Raw genomic sequence first — 12,447 nt, forward strand, 5'->3', positions numbered from 1 at the left:
TGCTATATCATTTCAATGAAGAATCTGATATTCATATCTTTATACCAAGAGCGAAGCAGAATCGGCACCGCTTCAATCATGCAAGAGAATCGTAACCAAAGAAATCATACAGATATAGAGATTGAGAGGGTGAATCATCTTCTACAAAGAGAAGGGGGAAGTTTGGTGTGAATAAAGAAACGGAACAACTGCTTTTAGCTTTTGAAGAATGGACGCTATTTGTCAAAACGTTGAGTCGTCTCGAAGAAAAGACCTGGAATTCCAGTCTAGAAAAAGGAAAGTGGACGATCAAATCCATCGTAAGCCATATGATGTTATGGGATCGATATTTTTACAAGGAAGCGATTGAGAAGATTGCCCTGAATCAGCAGATTACGTTGAAGCTTCTGGATTTTGATGAGTTTAATCGCAAAGCTGTGGAGTACGGGAACCGCACAGAGCCGTCCGAAATTGTCGACAAGGCTATCACTTACCGTCACAAAATTATGAATGATATTCGAGGGTTATCGGAGGAACAGCTTTATCAACGATATGTGGATCCAGAGAACAAAGATAATGTATTTTACATTCCCCAATACCTTAAAGATTTTATATGGCATGACCAGCATCATATGGAGCCGTTAAAACAATATCTGGCCGGGGAGGGATTGTTGTGAGTATTCATACGATTACATTGGCTCAGGAAAATCTGATTGGTTCATTTACGGATGAGGTAACGCCGATTCTAAAGATCAAGTCAGGTGATTCCATACGTTTTCAAACGCTGGACGCAGGTTGGGGCACGGGAGTAAGTTATGCGAAACGAATCAAACCTTTTCCACGACAAGGTGAAAAAGATGGAGGGCACGCCTTAATCGGCCCAATCTATATTGAAGAGGCGAAGCAGGGAAAGACAATCGAGATCATTTTCAATGAGATTATACCAGGCAGTTACGGGTTTACTTCCGCAGGTGGATATCCCAACTGGCAGAATCAGAAATTGCATCTAACAGAGGTCGAAGAACTGTCTCTAAATTGGACACTTGATCGACAAGCGATGAGTGGCTCTTGTGAGGTACGGGGCAAGTCATACAGCGTATCCTTAAATCCATTCATGGGTGTCGTCGGCATGCCGCCAGAATCAGGAGGGATTCATACGACATGGCCGCCGCGATATTGTGGAGGCAACATCGACTGCAAGGAACTAGTACAGGGAAGTAAGTTATATCTGCCTGTTCCTGTAGATGGGGGTTATCTGGCGATTGGTGATGGTCATGCACGGCAAGGCGATGGGGAAGTCAGCTGTCAGGCGATTGAATGTGCCATGGAGCTTGTAGATATTACAGTGAATGTCATAGATGATATAAAGCTGACCAATCCACGTGCGCATACGCCTTCTGGATGGATTACCTTTGGTTTTGATGAGGACTTGAATGAAGCAACGGTTCAAGCGTTGGATGGCATGTTAGGCCTGATGGGCGAGTTATATGGCCTGGACCGGGTAGAAGCGATTGCGCTGGGAAGTTCGGTGATTGATCTGCGTATCACGCAAATTGTGAATGGTGTGAAAGGCGTGCATGCCTTTCTGCCCCACGATGCTTTTAAGTGATTTGAAACGGTTATGCTGCTTATACAAATTGAATAGATGATTTACATAATCACGGAGTGGACACATCTTTAATTCAGTATTATCAATGAACCGGAGGTTGATGTGATGAGAGACAAGCCACAGCTTGTTTTAGATATTGCAGGTGTGTTGTTAAGTAATATGTCGTTAATGTGCTGGAAAGAAATGATTCAGGAAACGCACCTGTCAGCAGATCAATTAAAAATGCATTTTGGGAGCATTAAGAAACAGCTTTGGACTGGGAAAATGAAGGAAGAAGAGTTTTGGATTTCCTTAGGCGAAATGTTTCCTGAATTACCGATCGGCCGAGCAAGAGACATCCTATTTGATTCAATCGTTCCGTTACCTGCTGCTGGGTACCTTGAGCGCTGGAGTAAGTCCGCCGATATTCATCTACTTAGCAATCATTGCAGCGAATGGATACAACCGAATCTGGATAGCTTAAGCCATTATGCAAAAAGTGTAACGATCTCGAATCAAGTAGGTTTATGCAAACCGGAGATTGAAATATATCAACTGGTTGAAACGCATCTGGCAGGTGGAGTAGACGTACTGTTTATTGATGACCAAGAGAAAAATTTGCATTCGGCTAAACACCTCGGATGGAAGACATTGTTGGCGGATGAAGAGGGGAAATGGACTCAAGAAGTAGAATCATTCATAAATTTTCAAATTTAAATTCGTATTTCATATATTACTGAAGCCCTCTACGTTGTCATTTAGTCTGATGTTAGAGGGTTTTGAAGATTTATCCCCTTTAAGTGTTATGTTTTCCTTAAATTGTACGGAATGAATTAGGAGGGATCAAAATATTCTAAATAATAACAGAATATGTATTGACCCAAGGCTTTTTATGATACTATAATGAAATGGGTTTCATGAAATCCGTTTCATTAACTCCTAACAATTTCGTAAGCGCTTTCTGTTGAAGGGGGTTGGCAGGTTTTCAAGTTCCCATCCGTGACAGCCTTGTGATGAATTAAGTCACTCGAGGAAGTCATCCAAGTATGATGCAAGCTTGATTCATCTTTATCTAACTTTGAGGGGGAGCGTGTGAAAGATGAAGTTTGTGAGAAAGAAGAGGTTCAGCCTGTTGGTGATTTTCACCTTACTGGTAACCATTATTGCTGGTTGCAGTGGTGGAAGTACACCATCTGATACAGCGACCCAGCCACCGGCGGATAAAAACAAAGAAGCGGCAGTCGAACCTGTACAGGAAAAACAGGAGCCTAAGGTGGATTTGAACGGCAGAGCTGTTCGCATATCGAACTGGTGGGATGCATCTCCCAAAGGAGATTCGGAGGCAGATGAGCGCGCTCGTGAACGAATCAAAAATGTAGAAGAGAAATACAACGTTAAAATTTCTTACTTGAATACAGATTACGGAGCAACATCCGAGAAAATTTCTTCATCCGTGATGGCGAATGAACCATTTGCAGAGATTGTGCGTGTGCCTGACGGTAATATTTGGGGTCTTATGCAGGGCGGATTCCTTACACCACTGGACGAATATCTGAAGGATACGCAGATCAAGCCGGATGTCATCGATTCGATGCGATTTGGCAGTGATAAAGTATATGGACTGACGGGTTGGTATACCCCGAATGACAGCGGAATGTTTTACAATAAACGAATATTTAAGGAAGCTGGTTTGAAAGATCCGCAGCAATTGATGGAAGAGGATAACTGGAACTGGGATACGATGCTGGATGCTGCCAAGAAGCTAACCGTAGATAAAAACGGTGACGGCAAGATGGATCAGTATGGTCTGTCGGGTGCGTACTACGTACTTCACGAGATGCTGATTGGAAGCAACGGCGGCAAGATGTATGACGAGGCAACGCAAAAGGCAGCGTTTGATTCACCTGAATCCTTGGAAGCGCTTAACTTTTTGTATAGTCTGTACAACGACCACAAAGTTGTGAAGGCCAATGCCGGTAATGATTGGGAAGACCCATCCAAATTTTTCTCAGAAGGCAATATTGCGATGTACCCTGGCGGATTATGGGAAGTCGAAGGCCGTATTCTGGATAAGTTAAAGGACGACTGGGGTTATGTTTACATGCCTAAAGGTCCAAAAGCAAAAACGTATCTGGATACAGTCAACAGTACAGAAAGTTTCGTTATTCCCAAAGGCGTTAAGGATGCCGATATCATCGTGAAAATTTGGGAAGAGCTTCAGGACTTTGACAACTGGCAGGATAATCACCGTCTGTGGTTAGAAAACATTTTGCCTGACGAAGCTTCGATCGCTAATGCCATGAATGACAACGGACAGGTTGAACGTGTATACGGTGCTCGTGCTGGAGGATTAGGTGTTAAGGAAGCTCTCGGCAGTGTAACCGAAAAGTTTGTGAAAGGTGAAGTGACTCCATCTACAGGTGTTGCTCAGGTCATCGGACCTGCACAGGCAGGAATTCAGAAAGTACTGAAGGGCGAAAAAAGCAAGTGAAGTAAAATCATTTACTTAAGGGAGGCAACCCATGTTGAAAAAATTGATTTCTAACCAAATCATGTTCATCGTTTTGTTTGCCGCTTTGATTATGCTTTTGTCTGCATGTAGTGGTTCTAATGATAAACCAGCCGAGCCTGTTGCGACTAAACCAGCTGAGACGGAGACTAACACCACACCTGCCAAGGAAGAAGAGAAGGAAGAGGCTGTGCCAGCTCCTGATTTGAACGGACGGGTCATTCGCATATCTCACTGGTGGGATGCCACTCCCAAAGGAGATTCAGAGTCAGATGAACTGGCGCGTGAGCGGATCAAAATGGTAGAAGAAAAATATAACGTGAAAATCAAGTATTTAAATACAGAATACTGGTCTACATCTGAAAAACTGTCTTCCTCCGTGCTCGCGAACGAGCCTTTTGCGGAAATTGTCCGCATTCCTGATGGTTTCATCTGGGGACTTATGCATGGTGGATTCCTGACCCCGCTGGATGATTATCTCAAAGACACTCGGGTCGAGAAGGATGTTGTGGACTCGATGCGCTTTGGCGGTGACAAGGTGTATGGTCTCGAAAGCTGGTATTCACCAAATGACAGCGGTCTGTTCTATAACAAACGAATTTTCAAGGAAGCGGGCTTGAAAGACCCACAGCAGTTAATGGATGAGGATAACTGGAACTGGAATACGATGCTGGATGCAGCCAAAAAGCTAACCGTTGACCGCAATGGTGACGGTAAGATGGATCAATACGGTCTGGCTGGAGCGCATTACGTACTTTCGGAGATGCTGATCGCGAGCAACGGTGGCAAACTGTACGATGAGCAGACAGGCAAAGTGACGTTTAATTCTCCCGAAGCGATGGAAGCGCTTAACTTCCTGCATAGCCTGTACACCGAGCATAAAGTGATCAAAGCCAACGGAGGCAACGACTGGGAAGATCCAGCCAAATATTTCGGAGAAGGCACGATTGCAATGTATCCTGGTGGACTCTGGGAGGTTGAAGGCCGGATTGTAGATAAGCTGAAGGATGAGTGGGGATATGTTTATATGCCTAAGGGTCCTAAAGCGAACTCTTACTATGAACCATTCGGTCAGACGGCAGCTTATGTTATTCCGAAAGGTGTTAAGGATGCAGATGTGATCGTGAAGATCTGGGAAGATCTGCAAGACTTTGATAACTGGCAGGATAACCGCAGACTGTCTCTTGAAAATATTTTACCGGATGAAACTTCAATCGCGAATGCGATGAATGATGATGGCAAGGTACAACGTTTGTTTGGCGGACGCTTCGGCGGTCTGGGCATCAAAGAGCAATTGGACAGCGTAACCGAGAAATTTGTGAAAGGTGAAATTACACCTTCCACAGGTATTGCACAAGTCATTGCACCTGCTCAGGCTGCGGCGAAAAAAGTACTAAGCGGAGAGCAAGACAAGAAAAAATAATGGATATAAGTTGACGGCCTCATATCTGTTCTCGGTTAGCCGGGAAACAAATTTGCAGGCCGTCCATCTGATTACGTTTACGAGAGTCAGTTAAAGGAGGGGCATTGGGTGAAATTCACATTATCCCGAGTGACGATTGTCGTCGTCATGGTCATGCTCGTCGTGGTGTACGCGATATTTAATTCCGGTGCGAGCGGTAATTCCAAATCCGGAAATCGAACATCAGATCCGAGCCGTGTGATGCCGATATCGGAGTCTGCTGCGGAGGGAAGCTATGATTATTATCTGCAGCAACACCAGAACGAGAAGCGGCCTTCCAAAGAAATTGTCATTCAGGGAGCAGATTATACAGCTGCTGAAGGAATGAAACCAGAGATGATCACAGAGCTCGGCGGCGAAACGGGCAAGTTCATACGAACAGAGGAAAGTGGTTCCGTGCAATGGGACGTGGATGTTCCGGAATCCGGGATGTATCGCATGACGTTGCGTTATTACCCGATTCAAGGAAAGAGTTCTGCCATCGAACGCGAGTTATGGATTGATGGAGAGATCCCTTTCAACAGTGCACGCAACATGAGCTTTCATCGGGTTTGGGTCAATGAAAAATCCGAAATTGAGCAAGACAATAGAGGCAATGACCTGCGTCCGCGTCAGATTGAAGCACCGATGTGGCAGGAGTCCATCCTGAGAGATAAAGAAGGCTATTATGAAGAGCCGTACCAATTTTATTTTTCAGCAGGGAAACACTCCATAAAGCTTGTATCAACGCGGGAACCTATGGTTATTGATTCGATCAAGCTACATCATTACGAAGAACCGCCTTCCTATGCGGAGCTCGAGCAGCAGTACGAATCGAAGGGATACGCGGAAACAAGCGGGCACTTGATCAAAGTTCAAGGGGAACAGGCCGCATACAAATCGTCACCGACATTGTATCCGATTACAGATCGATCTAGCACATCAACGGAACCGTATGATGTTTCCAAAATCAGAATGAACACCATTGGTGGGAACAACTGGCGTGTGCCGGGGCAATGGATTGCATGGGAAATGGATGTGCCGGAGGATGGCTTATATAAAATTGCGATCAAAGGCAGACAGGAGTTGCTGAGAGGCATTTATTCCACACGCTCGCTACAGATTGATAACCAAACGCCATTCAAAGAAATGATGCAGATTCCATTCTTCTATGATTCGGATTGGCAGATGCATGTGCTTGGGAGCGAGGAAGAGCCGTATTTATTTTATTTAACCAAAGGAAAACATGATTTGCGGCTTGAGGTCAGTCTAGGTGCCATTGCGCCTTTGATCCGTCAGGTTGAAGCCAGCGTGCTTGAGATCAATGCAATGTACCGGAAAATTCTGATGATCACAGGCAATGTGCCAGACCCGTATCGCGATTATCAATTAGAGAAGCAGATTCCAGATATGGTGGAAGTATTTCATAAGCAAAGTGATATCTTGAATGCGGTTTCTGAAGAATTAATTCGTCTAACAGGTGAAAAGAGTGATAAAACCGCGATTTTGAATAAAACCGCTTATCAACTGGCTGATCTGGCCGACAAACCGGAAACGGTTCAGAAACGGTTGTCTCAATTCAAAATCAACGTCGGGAGTGTCGGTTCTTGGCTTCTGGAAGTTCGGGAGCAACCGCTGGAAATTGACTATCTGCTCTTAGCTTCTCCTGATGAGAAGTTGCCAAACGCAAATGATTCGGCCTTCCGCAAAGCAGGGCATGAGGTTTCGTCTTTCTTCCATTCTTTCTTCGAAGATTACGACACCATCGGTAGCACAGCGGATGAAGATAAATCCGTTACCGTCTGGATTGGTACAGGCCGCGACCAGGCGCAGGTATTAAAAGCGATGATTGATGACACGTTTACACCGCTGACAGGCATTAGTGTCAATCTCAAGCTGGTCAATGCCGACGTGTTGCTCCGCGCCTCGCTTGCAGGAGAAGGACCGGATGTGGCGATGCAAGTAGGCAATGATGTGCCGGTTAACTTCGGGATGCGGCATGCGGCAGAGGATCTGTCTACGTATCCGGGGTACCACGAATTGATCAAACAGTTCAGGGACAGTGCCATGGTTCCTTATCAATTTGAGGATCAAGTATTTGCCCTACCGGAACAGCAAATATTCAATATGTTATTTTACCGGAAAGATATTCTGGAACAGCTTGACCTTGAGCCGCCGCAGACGTGGGAAGATGTGTATGCCATGATTCCGGTGCTGCAGAAGCATAACATGGAAATGGCACTGCCGCTTGCTCAAACCACAGGTGTACCGGTACTCGAAGTGAACCGGGCGTATGCAATGCTGCTCTACCAAATGGGTGGTTCATTCTATCTAGACCAGGGTGCGAAAAGTGGTATGGATACGGAAACGGGACTGGAAGCGTTCAAAGAATGGACGAATTTTTATACCAGTTATAAACTTCCGCTCACCTTTGATTTCCCGATGCGCTTTAGAACAGGTGAAATGCCAGTGGGCATTATGGATTACACCTTCTACAACTATTTGTCTGTATCTGCGCCAGAGATCAAAGGATTATGGGAGTTCATCCCGGTTCCAGGAATCAAGCAGAAGGACGGAAGCATCAAACGGGATGTGGCTAGTGGTGGCACGGCGACGGTCATGCTGAAACAATCCAAACATAAGGATGCGGCATGGGAATTCATGAAATGGTGGGTTAGTAAGGATGCACAAGTTCGATTCGGACGGGAAATGGAAGGTCTGATGGGAGCTGCGGCGCGCTATCCGACAGCCAACATTGAAGCATTACAGGAATTGCCTTGGCCAATCCGCGATTATCGCAGTTTGGAAGAACAATGGGAGTGGGTGCAGGGCGTGCCTGAAGTGCCTGGAGGTTACTTTACAGGTCGCCATCTGGACAATGCATTGCGTGAGGTCGTGAATAACGGTACCAATTCCACGGATGCCATCTATGATTATGTGCAGGAAATTAACTACGAAATTCAGCAGAAACGAAAAGAGTTTAAATTGGACGGAATGCGCTAGGGAGGGAATCTTTTGCAAAAGACAGAAATGGTGAACAAAACCGGTTCTCGGCCCAAGCGCACGCCTGCCGGCATGCCGGGAAAATGGGAACTCTTTGTCAGAGATATGAAGCGGGATAAACATCTGTATGTCCTACTATCTCCTTATATGTTGTTATTTTTACTATTTACCGTGTTTCCCGTCATCATCTCCATTTTCTTCAGCTTTACTAACTTCAATATGCTGGAGTTTCCGCAATGGGTCGGCTGGGAGAACTATTCCAAGCTGCTCTGGAATGATGATGTGTTCTTGATTGGTCTCAAAAATACAATTATTTTCTCGGTGGTCACCGGCCCAATCAGTTACATCGCTTGTTTTGTATTCGCGTGGCTGATTAATGAGCTGAATCCCAAGGTGAGAGCCTTTATGACCCTGATCTTTTTTGCACCTTCAATTTCAGGCAATGTGTTTTTTATTTGGCAAATTATATTCTCCGGGGATTCATACGGCATTATGAACGGTTTCTTGATGAAAACAGGCATTCTTTACGAACCGATCCTGTGGCTTCAAGATCCGAAATATATGCTGGCGATCATCATGCTAGTGCAGCTGTGGCTCAGCTTGGGAACCAGTTTCCTGGCGTTCATCGCCGGTTTGCAGACCGTGGATCGTACGCTGTATGAAGCAGGAGCAATCGATGGGGTACAAAATCGCTGGCAGGAGTTATGGTACATTACGCTGCCTTCGATGCGGCCTCAGTTGATGTTTGGTGCGGTCATTCAGATTACTGCGTCCTTGGCGGTTGCCGAAGTTGCTACGGCGCTAGCAGGGTTCCCAAGTGTGCAGTACGGTGCGCATACGATCGTCACTCACTTGATGGATTACGGAACGATCCGCTTCGAAATGGGTTATGCGTCTGCCATTGCAACGGTGTTGTTCGGTCTGATGCTGGGTTCCAACCTGCTTGTACAAAAGCTTCTGAAGAGAGTGGGGGAATAGCAGATGAAGATAGCCCTGCGTATGAAACGAAAAATCAACCGATCCTGGCAGGTCGACATCCTGCTGTTCCTGCTACTTGGCGGATTTGGCGCATTTATGGCGGTTCCGCTCATCTATGTCATTAATAATGCGTTTAAACCGCTGGATGAGCTGTTCATTTTCCCGCCAACCCTGTTTGTTCGCAATCCGACGTTCGAGAATTTCTCGGATTTGTTTCAGGTGATGAAAAATTCATGGGTTCCTTTTTCGAGATACATTTTTAATACCGTGTTCATTACTGCGGCGGGTACGTTTGGTCATATCATTCTGGCCTCGGCGGCTGCATACCCACTAGCGAAACATAAATTTCGCGGACACAAGGTGCTGTTTACAGTCATCGTATTGTCGCTTATGTTCTCGCCACATGTCACGGCAATTCCGAATTACATGATTATGTCGACCCTTGGGTGGCTCGACTCGTATCAAGCGATTATTATCCCTGCCTTTGCTTATCCGCTGGGTTTGTATCTGATGAAGCAGTTTATGGAGCAGATCCCGGATGCATTGCTGGAGGCGGCGAAAATGGATGGTGCGAGCGAATACCGGATTTTCATACAGGTCGTTATGCCGCTCGTTAAACCGGCTTGGTTAACCCTGCTAATCCTGATGATGCAGATGCTGTGGGGAACGGATGGCGGCAGTTTTATCTACAGTGAGCAGCTCAAAACGATGCATTACGCCATGGGACAGATTGTTCAAGGGGGAATTGCTCGTGCAGGGGTAGGCGCTGCAGTAGCGGTCATCATGATGACGGTGCCGATCGTGACGTTTGTATTGTCGCAGAGCAATGTCATTCAAACGATGGCTTCATCCGGCATGAAGGATTAAGGGAGAGGGTGTTACAGATGAGAGTGAAATCATGGCTAATCGTTCTGGCAGCTTCCCTGCTGATTGCCGGATTCGGACATAACCAGGCTCATGCGGCACCGTATGAGGGATATACCTACAACTATTGGGGAGATGCAGTGAAATCACCGATTGCGTTTCTTCCCTCCAGAGTAATCACAGGGGATGAGGCCGGAACAGGAGCATGGCAGTCTCCGCTGGATTTATATGCTGCGAAAGATGGCTTGCTCTATATTCTGGATTCAGGCAATGGACGGATCGTTGTCTTGAACGAGAAATGGGAAACGGTTCGGGTCATTCAAGAGTTTAACCATGACGGTAAAAAGGACAGCTTTAACAATCCTGAGGGACTTTTTGTGACGGAAGCAGGTCAAATCTACGTTGCGGATACCGAAAACAGACGAATCGTAGAGTTGAATCAAGATGGTACTTTTGTGCGGGCCATCGGTGCACCAGAGTCGGATGTGCTTAGTGATACGTTTGAATACTTTCCTCGCAAGGTTATCGTGGACAAAGCTGGACGGATCTACGTGGTTGGTCGCGGGGTCTTTGAAGGACTGATCGAGTTTGATAGTGACGGACGTTTCACCGGATTTATGGGTACCAATCGAGTGCAGTTTGATCCGGTCGACCTGTTCTGGAAAACCGTATCCACCAAGGAACAACGGGAGAAAATGATTCGTTTTATCCCACTGGAGTTCAACAACGCGGACATCGATGATGGCGGTTTTATCTACACCACAACAGCGGACAAAAACTCGCTTTCTGCGGTCAAAAGATTGAATCCCTCCGGTATTGACGTACTTCGGGTTAACGGTGAATTTTCACCGGTCGGAGACTTGACCTTTAATCGTTCTTCCTTCGTGGATATCCAGGTGTCCAGTAACGGTGTCTATCGTGCGCTGGATTCAACAAGAGGTCGGGTGTTCACGTATAACGAGGATGGTAATCTGCTCTATGTCATAGGTCAGCTTGGCAACCAGATCGGTACATTCAAAAATCCGGTCGCCATCGAAAGCTATGGGGACGCTATCTACGTACTGGATCGGGATCTCGGGCGAATTACGGAGTTCAAGGCAACAACGTTTGGAAGCCTGGTTAATGAGGCCAATCGGTTGTACAGCTCTGGCAAACATACGGAAGCCGCGAAGTTATGGCAAGAGGTGTTGCGCCTTGACGCGAACTATGAGATGGCCTATATCGGTATCGGAAAATCGATGCTGCGAGAAGGGAAGTACAAGGACGCAATGACCTATCTGAAGTTAGGGAATGACCGCGAATACTATTCCAAAGCTTTGGCGAAATATCGGAGAGAATACATGCGTGAATATTTCGGAATGTACATGACTGTAGCAATTGCCTTGCTAATCAGCGTCATCGTCTGGCGCCGGATCGCCAGAACAAGGAATGAGAGGGGGGTCAGAGATGTCGCTAATTAAGGAACTCAAATACTCTCTGCATGTCGCGGTACGTCCTTTTGACGGATACTGGGATTTGAAATATGAAAATAAAGGCAGATTGCGCGTTGCATTGCTAGTGCTTCTGGCTGTCACGATAACGATGATCTTGAAGCGACAGTTTGCCGGGTATGTTGTCAATGATAACTATCCGCTCTCGCTTAATAGTATTAACGAGTTCAAATATATCGTTCTCCCTTTTCTACTCTGGTGTATTTCCAATTGGTCCTTGACTACGCTGATGGACGGGGAAGGTAAGTTCAAAGACATCTTGATTGCAACAGGATATGCGATGCTTCCGCTTATTCTGGTCAACATTCCTAATATTTTGCTGAGTAATGTGATTACGCTGCGCGAATCTTCTTTTTATTACTTGCTGGATTCGTTCGGTGTCATCTGGTTTGTGTGGCTGCTGTTTATCGGAACCAAGACAGTACATCAATACTCGGTCATGAAAACGATTACCACCATGCTGCTTACGCTAGTTGTCATGGGTGTTGTGATCTTCCTGGGCCTGCTTTTCTTCAGCCTGATCCAGCAGATCATCAGTTTCGGTTATACCCTCTTTCAAGAGATTACACTGCGCGAATAGGAGAAGAAGGGAGGT

At 46.0% G+C, this 12,447-nt stretch carries 10 protein-coding genes; all 10 read left to right on the plus strand.

The window, feature by feature from the left end:
- The first annotated feature begins 167 nt into the window (after window positions 1-167).
- The 10 genes from MKY23_RS11850 to MKY23_RS11895 all read left to right on the plus strand — a co-directional run bounded on the left by MKY23_RS11850 (window position 168) and on the right by MKY23_RS11895 (window position 12,432).
- Window positions 168-656 (plus strand): DinB family protein, encoded by a 489-nt coding sequence (locus tag MKY23_RS11850; protein ID WP_339838197.1) that lies wholly within the window; start codon window positions 168-170, stop codon window positions 654-656.
- Window positions 653-1,588 (plus strand): acetamidase/formamidase family protein, encoded by a 936-nt coding sequence (locus MKY23_RS11855; RefSeq protein WP_339838200.1) that lies wholly within the window; start codon window positions 653-655, stop codon window positions 1,586-1,588. Before MKY23_RS11850 ends, MKY23_RS11855 begins: the two co-directional genes overlap by 4 nt.
- A gap of 105 nt (window positions 1,589-1,693) precedes the next feature.
- Window positions 1,694-2,284, plus strand: a complete 591-nt coding sequence (locus tag MKY23_RS11860) for an HAD-IA family hydrolase (protein WP_339838203.1) — start codon at window positions 1,694-1,696, stop codon at window positions 2,282-2,284.
- 382 nt (window positions 2,285-2,666) lie between these two features.
- Window positions 2,667-4,058 carry an extracellular solute-binding protein gene (locus MKY23_RS11865; RefSeq protein ID WP_090920937.1) on the plus strand — a complete coding sequence of 464 codons (1,392 nt, stop codon included), beginning with the start codon at window positions 2,667-2,669 and terminating at the stop codon, window positions 4,056-4,058.
- A gap of 31 nt (window positions 4,059-4,089) precedes the next feature.
- Window positions 4,090-5,499 carry an extracellular solute-binding protein gene (locus tag MKY23_RS11870; protein ID WP_339838206.1) on the plus strand — a complete coding sequence of 470 codons (1,410 nt, stop codon included), beginning with the start codon at window positions 4,090-4,092 and terminating at the stop codon, window positions 5,497-5,499.
- Window positions 5,500-5,607: 108 nt separating this feature from the next.
- Window positions 5,608-8,520 carry an extracellular solute-binding protein gene (locus MKY23_RS11875; protein ID WP_339838209.1) on the plus strand — a complete coding sequence of 971 codons (2,913 nt, stop codon included), beginning with the start codon at window positions 5,608-5,610 and terminating at the stop codon, window positions 8,518-8,520.
- 72 nt (window positions 8,521-8,592) lie between these two features.
- Window positions 8,593-9,498, plus strand: a complete 906-nt coding sequence (locus MKY23_RS11880) for a sugar ABC transporter permease (RefSeq protein ID WP_240037208.1) — start codon at window positions 8,593-8,595, stop codon at window positions 9,496-9,498.
- A 21-nt stretch (window positions 9,499-9,519) separates the two neighbouring features.
- On the plus strand, window positions 9,520-10,365 hold the full coding sequence (locus MKY23_RS11885; protein ID WP_261769158.1) for a carbohydrate ABC transporter permease: 846 nt from the start codon (window positions 9,520-9,522) through the stop codon (window positions 10,363-10,365).
- A 17-nt stretch (window positions 10,366-10,382) separates the two neighbouring features.
- Window positions 10,383-11,822 (plus strand): gluconolactonase, encoded by a 1,440-nt coding sequence (locus tag MKY23_RS11890; RefSeq protein WP_221791035.1) that lies wholly within the window; start codon window positions 10,383-10,385, stop codon window positions 11,820-11,822.
- On the plus strand, window positions 11,809-12,432 hold the full coding sequence (locus MKY23_RS11895; RefSeq protein WP_090920930.1) for a Yip1 family protein: 624 nt from the start codon (window positions 11,809-11,811) through the stop codon (window positions 12,430-12,432). Before MKY23_RS11890 ends, MKY23_RS11895 begins: the two co-directional genes overlap by 14 nt.
- Window positions 12,433-12,447: the final 15 nt, after the last annotated feature.

The organism is Paenibacillus sp. FSL R7-0272 (assembly GCF_037969905.1).
In the GTDB taxonomy this organism is placed as follows: Bacteria; Bacillota; Bacilli; order Paenibacillales; family Paenibacillaceae; genus Paenibacillus; species Paenibacillus polysaccharolyticus.

What these genes read in the sequence shown, in the direction of transcription:
- MKY23_RS11860 (WP_339838203.1), top strand. Translation starts at nt 1,694, where the DNA reads ATGAGAGACAAGCCACAGCTTGTTTTAGATATTGCAGGTGTGTTGTTA.
- MKY23_RS11865 (WP_090920937.1), top strand. Translation starts at nt 2,667, where the DNA reads ATGAAGTTTGTGAGAAAGAAGAGGTTCAGCCTGTTGGTGATTTTCACC.
- MKY23_RS11870 (WP_339838206.1), top strand. Translation starts at nt 4,090, where the DNA reads ATGTTGAAAAAATTGATTTCTAACCAAATCATGTTCATCGTTTTGTTT.
- MKY23_RS11880 (WP_240037208.1), top strand. Translation starts at nt 8,593, where the DNA reads ATGCCGGGAAAATGGGAACTCTTTGTCAGAGATATGAAGCGGGATAAA.
- MKY23_RS11885 (WP_261769158.1), top strand. Translation starts at nt 9,520, where the DNA reads ATGAAACGAAAAATCAACCGATCCTGGCAGGTCGACATCCTGCTGTTC.
- MKY23_RS11890 (WP_221791035.1), top strand. Translation starts at nt 10,383, where the DNA reads ATGAGAGTGAAATCATGGCTAATCGTTCTGGCAGCTTCCCTGCTGATT.
- MKY23_RS11895 (WP_090920930.1), top strand. Translation starts at nt 11,809, where the DNA reads ATGTCGCTAATTAAGGAACTCAAATACTCTCTGCATGTCGCGGTACGT.